The 14582-nt window shown below is 62.6% G+C and carries 15 protein-coding genes; 10 read left to right on the top strand and 5 right to left on the bottom strand.

Annotation, left to right across the window (positions count from 1 at the left end):
- Positions 1-58 precede the first annotated feature (58 nt).
- Together FIU91_RS03595 and FIU91_RS03600 are read left to right on the top strand one after the other, a co-directional pair.
- Positions 59-967, top strand: coding sequence for a DMT family transporter (locus FIU91_RS03595; RefSeq protein ID WP_172974925.1), 909 nt, complete (start codon positions 59-61; stop codon positions 965-967).
- An 80-nt stretch (positions 968-1047) separates the two neighbouring features.
- Positions 1048-1872, top strand: coding sequence for a universal stress protein (locus FIU91_RS03600; RefSeq protein WP_254702035.1), 825 nt, complete (start codon positions 1048-1050; stop codon positions 1870-1872).
- 476 nt (positions 1873-2348) lie between these two features.
- On the opposite strand, the gene FIU91_RS03605 is transcribed toward FIU91_RS03600, so the two are convergent.
- From FIU91_RS03605 to FIU91_RS03620, 4 genes are all read right to left on the bottom strand, one after another.
- Positions 2349-2984, bottom strand: a complete 636-nt coding sequence (locus FIU91_RS03605) for an NADPH-dependent F420 reductase (protein WP_152461467.1) — start codon at positions 2982-2984, stop codon at positions 2349-2351.
- A 56-nt stretch (positions 2985-3040) separates the two neighbouring features.
- The gene (locus tag FIU91_RS03610) at positions 3041-3808 is read right to left on the bottom strand and encodes a carboxymuconolactone decarboxylase family protein (RefSeq protein ID WP_152461469.1); all 768 of its coding nucleotides are present in this window, start codon (positions 3806-3808) and stop codon (positions 3041-3043) included.
- Between the two features lie 110 nt (positions 3809-3918).
- Complete coding sequence (locus FIU91_RS03615; protein WP_254702036.1) at positions 3919-4878, bottom strand: LysR family transcriptional regulator; 960 nt, start codon at positions 4876-4878, stop codon at positions 3919-3921.
- Positions 4879-4904: 26 nt separating this feature from the next.
- On the bottom strand, positions 4905-5363 hold the full coding sequence (locus FIU91_RS03620; protein WP_152461470.1) for a cupin domain-containing protein: 459 nt from the start codon (positions 5361-5363) through the stop codon (positions 4905-4907).
- Positions 5364-5614: 251 nt separating this feature from the next.
- Here FIU91_RS03620 and FIU91_RS03625 point away from each other — a divergent pair, with 251 nt between their 5' ends.
- Complete coding sequence (locus FIU91_RS03625; protein ID WP_254702037.1) at positions 5615-6055, top strand: cyclophilin-like fold protein; 441 nt, start codon at positions 5615-5617, stop codon at positions 6053-6055.
- Between the two features lie 52 nt (positions 6056-6107).
- Positions 6108-6854, top strand: a complete 747-nt coding sequence (locus FIU91_RS03630) for an SDR family oxidoreductase (protein WP_152461472.1) — start codon at positions 6108-6110, stop codon at positions 6852-6854.
- A gap of 507 nt (positions 6855-7361) precedes the next feature.
- Here FIU91_RS03630 and FIU91_RS03635 read toward each other — a convergent pair.
- The gene (locus FIU91_RS03635) at positions 7362-8246 is read right to left on the bottom strand and encodes a LysR family transcriptional regulator (RefSeq protein ID WP_152461473.1); all 885 of its coding nucleotides are present in this window, start codon (positions 8244-8246) and stop codon (positions 7362-7364) included.
- A 117-nt stretch (positions 8247-8363) separates the two neighbouring features.
- On the opposite strand from FIU91_RS03635, the gene FIU91_RS03640 reads away from it, so the two are divergent.
- From FIU91_RS03640 to FIU91_RS03665, 6 genes are all read left to right on the top strand, one after another.
- Entirely contained in the window at positions 8364-9368 is a 1005-nt protein-coding gene (locus FIU91_RS03640; RefSeq protein ID WP_152461475.1) for a hydroxyacid dehydrogenase, read from the top strand.
- A 12-nt stretch (positions 9369-9380) separates the two neighbouring features.
- A complete protein-coding gene (locus tag FIU91_RS03645) occupies positions 9381-10061 on the top strand; it encodes an RraA family protein (protein ID WP_152461476.1) in 681 nt (226 codons plus the stop codon).
- Entirely contained in the window at positions 10058-11254 is a 1197-nt protein-coding gene (locus FIU91_RS03650) for an MFS transporter (protein WP_172974926.1), read from the top strand. The genes FIU91_RS03645 and FIU91_RS03650 overlap by 4 nt, the downstream gene beginning before the upstream one ends.
- Before the next feature lie 117 nt (positions 11255-11371).
- Positions 11372-12325: a tripartite tricarboxylate transporter substrate binding protein gene (locus FIU91_RS03655; protein ID WP_152461478.1), complete on the top strand. Its 954-nt coding sequence runs from the start codon at positions 11372-11374 to the stop codon at positions 12323-12325.
- A gap of 132 nt (positions 12326-12457) precedes the next feature.
- Positions 12458-12913: a tripartite tricarboxylate transporter TctB family protein gene (locus FIU91_RS03660; protein ID WP_152461479.1), complete on the top strand. Its 456-nt coding sequence runs from the start codon at positions 12458-12460 to the stop codon at positions 12911-12913.
- 22 nt (positions 12914-12935) lie between these two features.
- Positions 12936-14444, top strand: a complete 1509-nt coding sequence (locus FIU91_RS03665; protein WP_152461480.1) for a tripartite tricarboxylate transporter permease — start codon at positions 12936-12938, stop codon at positions 14442-14444.
- The last annotated feature ends 138 nt before the right edge of the window (positions 14445-14582 follow it).

Here is a 14582-nt window from a genome sequence, read left to right on the forward strand (position 1 = left end):
GGCCTGCCGCAAAGGCGCGGGCGACAGAAGGAGCGTCGCGGCATGCAGCGCATCAGCCATGGGTGAGGTCTACGCGCTCTTGTCGGCGGCGAGTTTCGGGATCGCCGGTGCTGCGGTCGCCAAGGGCGCGCCAACCGCGAAGGGCGATAACGGGGTCTTTCTGTCAATTGTCCTGACGCTGGCCTTGTCGGGCCTGCTGTGGCTGGCCTTCGGAAACGATCCCGGAACTATCGACAGCGCGACCGCCTTGTGGGCCGGGATCGGGTTCTTCGTCGTCGCCGGTGTCCTTGCGACGGTATTCGGCCGACTGACGAATTTCCGGTCCATCGCGATGTCGGGCGCGATCCGGTCGAGCGTGTTTCGCCGCCTTATCCCCGTCTTTTCCATCGCGCTTGCCTTCCTTTTGTTGGGAGAGCGGTATCCGCCCACGGCGATGGTTGGCATGTTGCTGATCCTGGGAAGTATCGGGCTGGCGATGTGGGTGCGCGCGCCGCGCGCGGTGGGTGGACCGCCGGACCTGTCCAAGAATGATCTTCGGCTTGGATTGATTTTCGGAACGGTGTCCGCCTTTTGCTACGCGCTTGCCTATATCGCGCGGAAACTGGCGATGCAGTATCTGCCGGACGCGGCGCTCGGTGCGCTTGTGGGGGCGATCACCGGGGTTGTGTGGTATGTATTGGCGTCCTGTGTCAGCGCGCGGTATCGCGACAGTCTGTTTTGCGTGTTTCGGACGGCTGGCCCTTGGCAATGGCTCGGCGCGCTCGGCATGTCCTTGGGGCAGATCCTCTTGTTCTTCGCCCTGATTTCGGCGCCAGTGGCGGTCGTGGCGATCATCGGATCACTTGAGATGTTCGTGGGCGCGTATCTCGCGGCTTTCCTATTTCAGAGCGAGCCAGTCCCTGGGCGTGGCATGATCCTCGCCACGATACTCGCAGCCGTAGGCGTGGCGCTCGTCGCGGTCAGCTGAGCCGCAGAACATCAAAAATAGATAGATATCTAAGTTTATTCTGGCTATAACCAGATGGCAGTAGGAACGGCGGAAGACCCATGAGAATCAAAAATATCCTGATCGCCCATACCGGAAGCTCGGCGTTCGCAAGCTCACTCGACTATGCGGTCAAGATAGCGGTCCGGCGAGAGGCTTGGCTGACTGCGGTTTACGGCAATACGAACTCCTATTTCGATCAGGTTCTCGAGCTCACCCCCGAACTGACCAAGAAGCTTGGATCGGTCAGGGCAGACAGAATTGCGCAGGCCCGGGAATTATTCGAAAGCGAGGTCACCGCGGCGGGTATGTCTGATCGTGCCCGTTTCCTGATGCCCGAAGACGTCGGCAAACTCTCGCCGGCTGAGATCGCGCGGCATTTCGATTTCGTCGTGACAGGGTTCCATCCGAACAGACCTGCTGATGAATACCGCGCCGTGAGTCCCGATATCATCGCTCTGCAGAGCGGGCGTCCGGTATTGGTGGTACCGGAAGGCTACGCCGCCACCGGCCTTGCGGATCACGCTCTTGTCGCTTGGGACGGGAAGCGGGCTGCCGCGCGGGCTTTGAATGATGCGATGTCTGTGCTTGAGGAAAAGCCGCGCAAGGTGTCGGTCGTCACGATAGGGGATCTGTTGCGCGATACACCCGCAGCAATAAGCATCTCGACACATCTGGAACGCCACGGTGTCGAGGCCAATTTCATCCAAGTGCGAGACTCAGGCCGCGATATCGCTCGGACGATCCAAAAAACCGCGGACGAAATCGGGGCGAAGCTGATCGTCATGGGGGCCTACGAGCACAGCAAGTTCTCACAGGACATCTTCGGGGGAGTGACCCATGATGTCGTGCGATTTTCGTCCGTGCCGGTGTTCATGTCGCATTAACGGTTCGGCGATCATTAGCAAAAAGCTAATAGTGGATTTCTGCAGGCGGAAAGACGCAGTTCGAGTTTGAACTGGCCCCGGTTTCGAGCGGGAAATTAGGCATGGGGGCGTGTTTGGACTGGATTTATCGAGGACCCTACTCATGGCAGACATCTCCTACAGATTGCGCGGCGTTTTTACGATTCAGATGAGTGTTTCGGAGCCTGAAGCACAATCTTGACCCGGAGCATAACTGACCGTGACGGGCGTAGAAGGCATTTCAGTCGCAGCATGATCGCGCTCGTAATGAACGGCCCAGTTCCGTAATTCCCGAGACCGGGCCTTGCTTCAAGGAAGCAGACCTTCGACAGATGATGCAGCATCCGCTGTTGCGATTGATGCCGGTTCCGGTGAAATAATCCTACGCCCCGGGGGCGGACGCGGTCTGACCTGCGCGTGTGATCTTCATGGGTGGGTCTCCTTCTGTACGGCCGCGCTCAGCGCAGCTTGTCGAAACGATAGGTCAGCGTGGGTCCTCCCGGCTGTCCGTATGCAAGAACCGCGGTGATCATGGCGAAGGGTTCGGCGTAGCGCCCTGTGCTCAGGCCGCCGGCCTCCAGTGGCTCGAACCCGATGTCCGAGATCAAGGCGCCGGCCACGTCCTTGGCTCCGTCGTCGTCGCCGTAGACCAGCAGGTGAGGGCGCGGGGCGGTGTCCTTGCGGGCGAAGACCGGTTTGAACGCCTCCGACGGGCTGGTGTTGAAGCACGACACCCACCGCGCGTCCGGCCTGATCCGTGCCAGTTCCTCTGCCCCCGACGTGTCGGGGCCGACAACCAGCGCACTGTCGTCTTCGTTAAGAGGCACGCAGCAGTTCAGCACAACCTGCCCCGCGAGATCACCGGCCTGCTCCAGTACGTCCCCGGTCCGCGACCAGTGAACCGCGAGCAACACCGCGTCTGCGCCATCGACCGCCTCTACGATGGAGCCCGCGGTGCTGCCGGTCTCTTTTGCGAGGCGGTCGAGCTTGGCCCGGTCGCGGGAGTAGGCAAAGGTCACATCATGACCGCAGATGGCCCAAAGGCGCCCGAGCTTGGCGCCCATCAGGCCTGATCCGAGAATGGCGATCTTCATGTCGGTCTCCTGTCGCGTCGCGTAGTCGGCGGGTTCTGGCCCCGCCGGCACAGGGATTACTCCGAGCGGCTCTCAAAGACGCCGGCCGCCACCGGCATCGCCGAGAACACGCGCGGCCAGCCAGCGTAGAACGCGAGATGCGACAGCATCGCGCCCGCCTCTTCCTGGGTAAGGCCGTTGTCCATCGCGCGATTGAGGTGAAACGTCATCTGCTCGGGCTGGCCAGCGGCGATGAGTCCAGCCACGGTCACGAGGCTGCGGTCGCGCGGCTCCAGCGCCGGGCGCAGCCAGAGGTCGAGGAAGAGCAGCTCCTCGGTGTTGTCCACGACACCTTGGCTGACGTCGCCATAGGTCGACTGAACGTTCTCCTGCCGGGCATCCTCCGACTCCTGGTCGAGCGGCAGAAGCTCGGGGTCGAGCGTCGGCAGATCGTCGTCGGTCACGCCGCGTTCCTCGTAGACCGGCGCGGCAGCCTCGGCAGCGGCGACGGCGTTGCCCCAGCCGGTGTAGAAGGCGAGATGCGTGATGGTCTCCGAAATCTCCGCGGGCGTCACGCCGGCATCGAGGGCAAGCGCGATGTGCTCGGACAGGCTACCGGTCTCGTGCCGCGTGATCTTGGCCGCGACGGTCACGAGCGCACGGTCCCGCATGGACAGCGCCTCGTCGGTCCAGACGCTGCCGAAGAGATCGTCCTGTGCATAGGCCTCAAGCTTGGGCGCGACTTGACCGACGGCGTCGGGCAGGGTGGTGTCGAGATCCTGCGCGGAACCGGCGGTTGCAGCGAAGCTGAGTGCGAGGGCGGGTGCGGCAAGGCGCGTTTTCATGGAGCGTCTCCTATCAGGCATGTTGCTTTCACCCGATTGACATGGGCCACGTCGGCCGATCCGTCATGGGTTGCCTTGTCAAGCCGCCCATGAGCGTCGCTCATCAATTCTCAAGAGCGCTCGCGCAGGGCTTCCAGCACGACCTGAAACGCCGATGACGGGCGCAGGCGACTTGGATAGAAAAGGTGAAAACCGGAGAATGAGGGGCAGAACGCTTCGAGGCAGGTGCGAAGCCGTCTGTCCGCCAGCGCCTTGGTGGCAAGGCGCTCGGGGACGAGTGCCAGCCCGATGCCGTCTATCGCCGCCTGCATCACCGGGCCGATTGCATTGAAGCAGGCCTGGCCCTGGACCTTCACGTTGATCTCAGTGCCGTCCGGATCCTCGAACTCCCATGCATAGAGCCCGCCGTGGTTCGACAGGCGCAGGTTCACGCAGGAATGGTCCGAAAGGTCCTGCGGCACGTCGGGCTCGCCCTTGTCCTCGAAATAAGACGGCGCGCCGACGCAGATCATGCGTTCGTCAGGACCGATCCGCGCTGCGATCATGCCGTCGCTCACTTGGTCGCCATAGCGAACTCCGGCGTCGCATTGCGAAGCCGCAAGGTCGGTGTAGCCGTAATCGTTCATGAGCTCGATCCGCACCGCCGGGTGTTCGCGCAGCACGGGCGCGAGCTTGGGCCAGAGCAGGGTTTCGATGGCGTAGTCTGTGGCGGAGATGCGGACGGTCCCGGTCGGCTGGTCCCGCGACTCGTTGAGTGCGAGAAGCCGCGCCTCGATCTTCTCGAAGCACGGATTGAGGGTCGAAAGCAGGTCTTCGCCCTCCAGCGTGGGGGCGACCGAGCGGGTCGTCCGGGTCAGAAGCCGGAGGCCGAGACGGGCCTCCAGCGCCTTGATCGTATGGCTCAGTGCCGATTGCGACACGTTGAGCCGAGCCGCGGCCCGGGTGAAGCTGCGCTCTTCCGCCACGGCGGCGAGCGCGATCAGGTCGGTGATGTTCTCTCGAAGCATGAGCGCGGCGCAGATTTGTTGTTCGGGTACGATGTCCCGTGTAGATATATGCGCCCTGCTCATGGCGTCCACCGATTATCCCGCGGCGTTCAGCGACCGTACTCCTCGTCGGTGACGTGCTCGCCCCACTCGACGGCCGAGCCATCTTCGGCCGCCTGCACCGCGAGGTGCGTTACCGAGGTCCTGTCGGTGGCGCCGTGCCAATGCTCGACACCGGCCGGCGCCCAGACAACGTCGCCGGCCTGCATGGTCATTTTCTCACCGCCGCGTTCCTGCACCCAGCCGGTGCCTGCGGTGACCACGAGCCACTGGCCGATGGGATGCGTGTGCCACGCCGAGCGGGCGCCCGGCATGAAGACCACTTCGCCCGCGTTGACATCGTTCATTTCCGGGCCGAAGACCGGGGCGACATAGACTGTGCCGGTGAAGTTCTCTTCGCTTCCGATCTGACCGGCGCGATCTTCCGCCTTGGTCATCTCCAGCGATTGCGCAAGCGCCGCCGGAGCGACAAGCGCGAGGGCGAGCGTGGGGGCGATAAATCGGGTCATGTGCTACGTCTCCTGATGGAAAGGGTAGTATGGTGGCGCCCCATGACGCCACGAGGCTTCATCTGGCCCACGCGTCTGGTCTCATCATGGGCCGCCAGCGGGATGCGCCCATGAGCAAGCTTCATAAGCGGTCGGCATCTTTGATCGCTCGGCTTATGAGTTTGCCTCATGAGTGGCAGTGATAGGCGGCGGATTTTCCCGCTTGGCTCAAGTGTCTATCTCCGGCGTATCGAAACGGTGCGAGACGAGCCATGAGACAACAGCAAGCAACGATGGCGGTGGCGCTTGCCGCCGCGCTCTGCATTGGGGCCTTCGCATATGCACAAGAGGAGGGCAAAATGATCCCGATCACCGTCACCATCGGCAAGGAGACCCTTGCCGGCACTCTCGACGACAGCCCGGCGGCGCGCGACTTCGCCGCGATGCTACCGCTCGATCTGACCCTTTCGGACTACCATGGCATCGAGAAAGTCGCCGATTTGCCCCGCGCAGTAGACACCAGCAACGCGCCCGACAGCTACACGCCGAAGGCTGGCGACATAACGATCTACGCCCCTTGGGGCAATCTCGCGATCTTCTACAAGCCGTTTCAGACGTCGCGCGGACTCGTCCGGCTTGGCGCCTTCGACAATCCCATCGACCTGATGATGCAGAGCGGACCGTTCGACGTCCGCATCGCCCGGGCCGACTGACCGAAACGGCGGTCAATCCGCCTTACTGACCCCCTCAAAAGGAGAGAAACCCATGACAGACAACATCACCGGCAAAGTCATCGTTATCACCGGCGCTTCCAGCGGCATGGGCGAGGCCACTGCCCGCGACCTCGCTGCGAAGGGCGCCAAGGTTGCGCTCGGCGCGCGACGACAGGACCGGCTCGACGCCATCGTGTCGGAGATAAAGGCCGCCGGCGGCGATGCAGTTGCGCTCGCCACCGACGTCACCAAGCGCACCGAGGTCGACGCGCTGGTCGCAAAGGCGAAGGAAACCTTTGGCCGCGTGGACGTGATGTTCAACAATGCCGGCCTTATGCCGCTTTCGCCCATGGAGAGCCTTCGCGTCGACGAATGGGACCAGATGATCGACGTCAACGTGAAGGGTACGCTTTACGGGATCGGAGCGGTGCTGCCGATCTTCAAAGAGCAAAAGTCGGGCCAGATCATCAACGTGAGCTCGGTTTACGGGCATAAGGCCGTCGCCACCGGCGCGGTCTATTGCGGCACGAAGTTCGCGGTGCGCGCGATCTCGGAAGGTCTCCGACAGGAGGTGAAGGACTACAACGTCCGCGTAACGGTCATTTCGCCCGGTGCCGTCGATACCGAGTTGACCCAGCACATCTCCGAGCCTGAGCTTGGCGATCAAATCCGCGGCTTCGTCAAGGACATCGCCGTGCCGTCCTCGACCATGGCCGACATGGTCGCCTTCGCGATATCTCAGCCCGAGAACGTGGACGTGAACGAGATCCTATTCCGCCCGACCGTACAGCCCGTCTGACCGGCGTCGGCGCTCTCCTCGGACGCATTACAATTGAGCCTCCGAAAACCTCGGGGGCTCACAGTCAGAATATACCCTCTGCCTGCGAAAGAGCGATACTGCTTCAATTTCCAGTATCCCGTGCTTTTTGGCGAAATCTCGGATGATGATGAATGGTTGGGATGGGCCAATCGCGAAGGGCGCGCCCATGCTGGAGCAGCGAACGGACCAAGATCGACGCGGTTGGTTCGGGCTCACGGCAGAACTCGGCTGTGTCGCAGCATCTCTCCTGCCATGCCTACCGTCACAGATGAGAACGGCCCTCAGCCGCCGTCCATTCGAGGAAGCGAGAATGGCAGCTGCTGAGGCGTGGCTTGCCACCGCGGTCAGTAGGTCGACCAAAACATTCAGCTTGGCCGATAAAATGAAGGAAGATTTCGCAGGCTTGCGCTGCGCCCAAGGAAATCGCCCTCAACTCTCAATCATGAGAATTTGTGCACGTTCGCATGAAGATAGTTTGATCCCACTCTACGGACGAGGCATGCCGAAGGGTCCTGCTTTCGCCGCAAGCAGATTGTGCAGATCGTACATGAGGTCTGACTTGGCCGATGTAGCGCGCTGAACGATGCCGATTTGTCGAAATATCTGCGGCGCACCGAAGGGCTGCGTGATTATGTCCGTACCGTCGTTCTGGACGGCAATATCGGGCACGATACTCGCGCCGAGGCCTGCCGCCACACATTCCACCAAGGCCGCGACGGTGTCGATCTCGGCGATATCGTCGGTGATGATGTTCAGACGGGCAAGTTCGGTATCGATCAGGTTGGCGAGGGGCACGTTGCTGCGGAACCGCAGATAGGGCAACTCGGTGAGAATTTCGTGTGCCGACATGCCGCGTGCATGGCCAGGCGCCGCGACGACGAGCGGCTCTCGCAGGAACGGGGCCCAGGTCAGGGTCTGCGGTACGCCGACATGCTCGGCGACAATAGCGAGATCGAGCCGCCCTGCGAGAACGTCGCTGATCAGCGTGCTCGACAGCCCGACGTGCAACTTGAAGCGGACTTCAGGATATTCCTCGCGCAGGCCGACGATCGCACGGGGCAGGAGGCCGATGGCGCTGGTCCGCACGGCTCCGATGTTCAGCGTGCCGGTGGTCTGCTTGCCCTCGATTGCACCTTTCACCTCGTCTACAAGCCCGAGGATCTGCTTGGCCGTCTCCAGTAATTGCAGCCCTTGCAGGTTCAGCGTCGGCGGCCGTTTCTCCCTGTTGAAAAGCGGTGCGCCGACCTCCTGTTCGAGCGCGTGGATTTGCTGGCTGACCGCCGATGGCGTGAGCAGGACGCGTTCGGCCGCACGCGAGAACGTGCCGTGTTCGGCAATGGCGACGAGGGTCTTGAGTTGACGCGTATCCATTAGTTTCAGTCCTGCTTCATTTAACGGATAGAATTATTCGCTGTTGTGAACTTTGTCTATCTGTAACCTCTGCCGTGGAGGAGAGCGGCCCTGGCCGCACGACACGAGGACCCTGACGTGACATCCCAAAAGACAATCCTGATCACCGGGCCGTATCTGGATTCCGATGCGGCCGCGCTGGCAGCCGAGCACGGCTTTGCCGTCGTGCATACCCCCGCTTATCCTTCGACAGATACGCTTCGCGCCCATCTCGCCGAACATGCGCCGTTCGGCGTCGTCTCGCGCATGGGACGCTTCGAGGGCGCGGCGATGGATTCCAGCCCCGGCCTCCGCGTCATTGCCAAGCACGGGGCGGGCGTCGATAACATAGACATCGCCGCTGCGACCGAACGCGGGATCCTCGTGACCCGCGCGGCAGGCGGCAACGCGGTCTCAGTCGCGGAACACGCGGTCGCCATGATCATGGCCGCGGTCAAGCGCGTGGTCCCGATGGATAAGCGTCTGCGCGACGGCCACTGGGACAAGCCGACCCATGTCGGCCGCGAGCTTCGCGGTATGCGCGTCGGGCTCGTGGGCAGTGGCGCGATCGGTACCGAGACCGTCAAGCTCTGTCAGGCGATCGGCATGAGCGTCGGCATCTACGATCCCTACGCGCCGGCCAATGCCTTCGCCGATCTCGGCGTCACCCGCTTCGACTCGCTCGAGGGCTGCCTCGGCGGTTCTGACGTGGTGTCGCTGCACTGCCCGCTTACCTCCGAGACGCGGCATCTGCTCAACGCGCGCACCATCGGCCTCATGCCGGAGGGCAGCTACCTTGTGAATACCGCGCGCGGGGGTCTCATCGACGAGGCCGCGCTAAAGGACGCGCTGGACAACGGCCATCTCGCGGGCGCCGCGCTCGACACGTTTGAGGCCGAGCCGCCTAAGGAACACCTGCCGCTTTTCGACTGTCCAAACGCCATTTTGACACCGCACGTCGCCGGCGTCACCGCCGAGGCCGGGCGCCGGGTCGGACTGATGGCCGTCGAAAGCATCATCGCCATTGCGGAGGGCGCAGGTCTCGCACCGGCCAGGATGGTGAACGCGGACGTTCTGGCCGAACCGGCCCCGTCGCACAACTGAGAGGACCAAGACGTGACAATCGGAAATCAGATCCGCCCGCGCGACCGCAAGGTCGATGCCGAGAATATCGCGAGGTTCGCGGAACTACCGGTCGCGAATGTCAGCGACAGCATGTCCCGGGTCTTCGCCGCGGGGCCGACTCTGCGCCCGATGCACGCCAAGGGCAGCATGGCGGGAGCGGCGATTACCGTGCGTTCGCGCCCCGGCGACAACCTGATGCTGCATAAGGCGATCGACATGGCCGAACCCGGCGACGTTATCGTGGTGGATGCTGGCGGCGATCTGACCAATGCGCTGATGGGCGAGCTGATGCTGGCCTATGCGGTCAAGCGCGGTGTGGCGGGCTTTGTTCTGAACGGCGCGATCCGTGACGTGGACGCCTTTGTCGAAACCAACCTGCCAACTTTCGCGGCCGGCGTGACCCATCGCGGTCCCTACAAGGACGGTCCCGGCGAAATTAACGTGATCATCTCGCTCGATGGCATGATAATCGCGCCCGGCGATCTGGTGATTGGCGACGCGGACGGCGTGCTGGCCGTGCCGTATGACGATCTCGAAACCGTATACGAGGCGACGATGGCCAAGCAGGCCGCCGAAGAGAAGCAGATGAAGGCCATTGCCGAGGGCACCAACGACCGCTCCTGGGTCGACAAGGCGCTGGCCGCAGCGGGTTGCCAAGATTTGACGGGTTGAAGATCGACCACCTCGTCGCCGCGCTGCGGAACGCGTCATTCGCGTTCTATCTGGGCGGCAACGCCGCTTCCATCGTCGGCACCTGGGCGCAGCGCGTGGTGCTGTTCTGGCTTGCGTGGGAGGCGACCGAGTCCACCGCCATCATCGGCTTGATGGCCGCGGCGGACCTGCTGCCCTCGGTTCTCGTCGCGCCGTTTGCGGGATCGCTGGCCGACCGGGCCGACAGGCTCGCGTTGGCGCGGCTTCTCCAGCTTCTGTCTGTAGGGCCGCCGCTGATCCTGCTGGGGCTTCTCTCGGCCGGGCAGATCACTACGCCCGCGTTGCTGGCGATGTCGCTGGCGACCGGCATCGTCAACGGCTTTGACCATCCCACGCGCATGGTGCTGGTGGGTAATCTCGTCGAGCGGTCGCTGGTCCCCGGTGCCGTCGCGATCAATTCCATCGTTTTCAATCTGGCCCGCATGATCGGGCCCGCGCTCGGGGGCGCGGCGATTTCGTTCGACGCATCCGGAGCGATCTTCGTGCTGAACGTGGTGAGTTATCTCGGGTTCGCCGCGATCCTGTCGCGCCTTACACTGGTGTCCCGCCCCGAGACCGGTCCCTCGACCTCTGTGGCGACAAGCTGGGTCGACATACTCTCGCAACTCGGTGCCCGCCATCGCACCGTCCTGATCTACTTCGCGCTGCTCGCACTCTGCTTTCGACCAGTTTTCGAGCTGTTGCCTTCCTTTGCTGAGACAGTAGCGAGTTCGGGACTGGAAGCCGGGCAGGTCTTCGGCTGGATGACCTCGGCGCAAGCGCTCGGTGCGATGGTCGGCGCGTTCGCGGTCTCCATGCTGACGGCCGCAGTCGGGGTGGTGCCGCTCATACTGGCGACAGGTTCGGTCTCTATCGTCGCGCTGGCACTTTTTCTTGTGTCCTCAGGTGCGGCGGCGGCGCTCGCGACCCTGGCATTCCTGTCCGGTGCCATCCTCGCCAACGGTGTCTCCACACAGGTCATGCTTCAGACCGAAATAGCCGACACTGAACGCGGGCGGGTCCTGTCGCTCTACACGATGATATTCCGTGGCATGCCTGCACTCGGGGCGTTCCTGATCGGTTTAGGCGGGACCGTCGTGTCCTCCAAGGTGCTGTTCTGGATGACTATTCCGGCGCTCGTTCTTGCGTCAATCATTGCGGCGCGCCGATTGTGATCATCGATACCACCCTATTAAGTAAGCTGAGCTTAATCTGTGGATCATTTTTATTCGCTGTAAATTAGATAACCTATATGAATAGGGTTGCTGCGAGGAAACCAAGGGAGGAACCTTATGAAACGCACAGTCTTCACCGCCGCGCTCGGCGCAACCATTGCCGCGGCAGGGGCGGCGTCCGCGCAGGAATACCCGTCCAGCGAGATCGAGATCATTGTCGGCTATTCGGCCGGCGGCGGTACTGACGTGATGGCACGCACAGTCGCGCCCTTCCTCGAGGAATACCTCGGCAACGACGCAACCGTGGTGGTCAAAAACATGCCAGGCGCAAGCGGCCAGATCGGTGTAACCGAGGTCGCGACGGCCGAGCCGGACGGCTACACGCTGGGCACATTCAACCTGCCGGGCATGATGGCGCGTACTCTCGACCGCGAGGCGGACTATGACGCAGACAGCTTTACCTACCTTGCCAACGTGGTGAACGATCCCAACGTGATCGTCACTCCGGGTTCGAGCGAAATCGACACGATGGAGGAGCTCGTAACGGCCGCTCAGGAGGAGCCCGGCGCGATGACTGTCGGTATGTCAAGCCTCGGCGGCGACGACCACCTCTTCCTGGTCAAGCTGATGGAGGCAACCGACACCGAGATGACCGTGGTGCCATTCTCCGGCTCTGCTCCAGCACGTAGCGCGCTAATGGGTGGCCACGTAGGCATGGGGATCATCAATCTGTCCGAAGCCGTGAACTTCCTCGAAGACTTGAACGTCGTCGGTATCGCCTCCGAGGAACGCTCGGATCTCGCGCCCGAGGTGCCGACACTGGTCGAGCAAGGCTATGAGGTCACCAACGGTGGCCTGCGTGGCTTCGTAGCACCGGCCGGACTGCCGGAGGACGTGGAGCAGCAGCTCCTCGACGCGTTCCAGCAGGCCTACGACGATCCCGAGTTCCAGCAGGCTATGATCTCGACCGGCAATCCGGTACGCCTGACGCTGGGCGACGAGTTCGAACAGCTCACCCAAGAGCAGCTCGATCTCGCGAGCCGTATCTGGGAAACCACCCCCTGGAAGTGATCCCCGGCGCGCGGGGTGGCCCGGCCACCCCGCTTCGCGCCCGGGCACCAAAGACTTGAAAGGGGCCGGGCTGGCAGGCGGCGATCGTTTCGCCAGCAGGTCCGGTTCCTGAGCATAGTCACGAGGCCAGCTATGAAATACCACCTGACCCGCCCGCATCCCGACATCGTCGCGGGTGTCGTGGTCATCCTCGCGTCCATCCTGCTGATGCTGCGGGCCGGGACGATGCCTGCAATGACCGCGCTTCTGCCCTTCGCCATGCTCGGCGCTCTGATCATCCTCTCGCTCGTGATGATCGTCCGCGCACTGATGCGCGAAGCCGATCCGGAGACGACAAGGCCCGATGTCTTCGACTCTCGAAAGCGCTTCTTCGGCGTTTGCGCCGCCATCGGCCTCTACGTTGCTGCCGTTGCGTTGATTGGGTTCTACACCTCCACCGCGATCATGATCCCGGCGGTCAGCTGGGGCTTTGGGTTCCGCAAGCCTATTCCGCTTGCGCTGGCCACGGTCATCTTCGTGGGCGGCATCGCTTTGATCTTCCACGTGCTGATGGGCCAGGACCTGCCGCCCGAATTCTTCGCGCGCTGAGGCTGAGGCTGAGGAAAACAAAATGTACGGAGCTCTTCTCGACGCCCTTCCCGAAGTCCTCGGCTGGGCCAATCTTTTTGCAGTGGTGGTCGGCGTGCTCTCGGGCATATGTGTCGGCGCACTACCCGGGCTCAGCGCCACAATGGCAATCTCGGTGCTGATCCCTTTTACCTTCGGCATGTCGCCACTTGTGGCGCTCGGCATGATGGCAGGAATTTATAACGGCGCGATGTACGGCGGCTCGATCCCTGCAGTCCTCCTGCGCATCCCAGGTACGCCTGCCGCAGTCGCCACCAGCTTTGACGGTTACCCTATGGCACAGAAAGGGCGTGGCGGCTACGCACTCCAGGTCGCTGTGGTCTCCTCGGCGCTGGGTGGAATTGCGTCCGCAATCGTCCTGATGCTGTTGGCTCCGCCGCTTGCTCAGGTCACGCTGCTCTTCGGTCCGGCTGAAATTTTCTGGGTCGCCGTCTTCGGCATGTCCTCGATCGTGTTCCTTCTGAGCGGGGACATTGTTAAAGGCCTCATGAGCGCGGCCTTCGGCGTCTTCGTCTCGCTCATCGGAGCGGACACGATCACCGGCTACGACCGCTTCACCTTCGGCCGTCTCGAGCTTCTGGATGGGATCAACATCATTGTACTTCTGGTAGGGCTCTATGCGCTTCCGCCCGCTGTCGGTCTGCTTGAAGAGCCCAAAAAAATCGATGCCTCGAACGCCTCGCGTCTCTCCACCGGCAGTATTTGGAGCGCCATTCCCGGGATGTTGGGCTACTGGAAGACGTGGCTGCGCTCTGCGGTCATCGGCATTTTCGTTGGCATCCTGCCCGGCGCCGGCGGCTCGATGGCGGCGTTCCTGAGCTGGAACGAAGCGCGGCGCGCATCGTCAAACCCAGATGAGTGGGGCAAAGGCGAGCCCGAGGGCGTTGCGGCTGCCGAAACAGCCAACAACGCCGACACCGCCTCGGCCATGATCCCGGCACTAACTTTGGGTATCCCCGGTACGGCGGTTGCGGCGGTCATGCTCGGTGGCCTGCTAATCCATGGCCTTCAGCCGGGACCGATGCTGTTCCGCTCAAACCCTGAGATCGTCTTCGGCTTTATGTGGCAGTTCCTGTTCGCTGCGATCTTGCTAATCTTCCTCGGTGGCTCTCTCGCCACCAACAGCTTCGCACAGGTGCTAAGGCTGCCGCGTCCGATCCTCGGCGCGATCATCATTGCGCTGGTTTTCATCGGGGTCTATTCGATCAATGGACGAATGTTCGACGTCTACCTGACACTCGGCTTCGGGGTAATTGGCTACTTCATGGAAAAGCTGAAGTTCCCACTGCCGCCGGTGGTGCTTGGCCTTATCCTGGGCAAGTTCGCCGAGGAGAACCTTCGGCTCGCGCTGCGCATCGGCCGCGGGGACTGGACCGTGCTATGGAGCAGCAGGACCAGCCTCATCATCGTCGGCTTGACGATCGTCGTCGTGCTGATGCCGATCATTCGCAACGTCATCGCGAAGCGGCGAGAGGCCCGGCAGTCGCAGTGATGTCTGCTGTCCGGTCACCTTCGGCGGCGCGCGCAGAAGCAGCGATGATCGAGCACGCGCAGCGAACGGCAGAAAGGTCCCCAGAGCGTGAGTTCTGGGATGCCTCGATCTCGCGACCGCTGCAATCGGCCTGTGTGG

The organism is Roseivivax sp. THAF30 (assembly GCF_009363575.1).
GTDB classification, from domain to species: domain Bacteria; phylum Pseudomonadota; class Alphaproteobacteria; order Rhodobacterales; family Rhodobacteraceae; genus Roseivivax; species Roseivivax halotolerans.

Bases quoted from the DNA above. Each gene is read 5' to 3' on its own strand.
- FIU91_RS03660 (WP_152461479.1), top strand. From the start codon at position 12,458: ATGAAATACCACCTGACCCGCCCGCATCCCGACATCGTCGCGGGTGTC.
- FIU91_RS03615 (WP_254702036.1), bottom strand. From the start codon at position 4,878: ATGAGCAGGGCGCATATATCTACACGGGACATCGTACCCGAACAACAA.
- FIU91_RS03605 (WP_152461467.1), bottom strand. From the start codon at position 2,984: ATGAAGATCGCCATTCTCGGATCAGGCCTGATGGGCGCCAAGCTCGGG.
- FIU91_RS03665 (WP_152461480.1), top strand. From the start codon at position 12,936: ATGTACGGAGCTCTTCTCGACGCCCTTCCCGAAGTCCTCGGCTGGGCC.
- FIU91_RS03620 (WP_152461470.1), bottom strand. From the start codon at position 5,363: ATGACCCGATTTATCGCCCCCACGCTCGCCCTCGCGCTTGTCGCTCCG.
- FIU91_RS03630 (WP_152461472.1), top strand. From the start codon at position 6,108: ATGACAGACAACATCACCGGCAAAGTCATCGTTATCACCGGCGCTTCC.
- FIU91_RS03635 (WP_152461473.1), bottom strand. From the start codon at position 8,246: ATGGATACGCGTCAACTCAAGACCCTCGTCGCCATTGCCGAACACGGC.
- FIU91_RS03625 (WP_254702037.1), top strand. From the start codon at position 5,615: ATGAGACAACAGCAAGCAACGATGGCGGTGGCGCTTGCCGCCGCGCTC.
- FIU91_RS03600 (WP_254702035.1), top strand. From the start codon at position 1,048: ATGAGAATCAAAAATATCCTGATCGCCCATACCGGAAGCTCGGCGTTC.
- FIU91_RS03610 (WP_152461469.1), bottom strand. From the start codon at position 3,808: ATGAAAACGCGCCTTGCCGCACCCGCCCTCGCACTCAGCTTCGCTGCA.
- FIU91_RS03595 (WP_172974925.1), top strand. From the start codon at position 59: ATGGGTGAGGTCTACGCGCTCTTGTCGGCGGCGAGTTTCGGGATCGCC.
- FIU91_RS03655 (WP_152461478.1), top strand. From the start codon at position 11,372: ATGAAACGCACAGTCTTCACCGCCGCGCTCGGCGCAACCATTGCCGCG.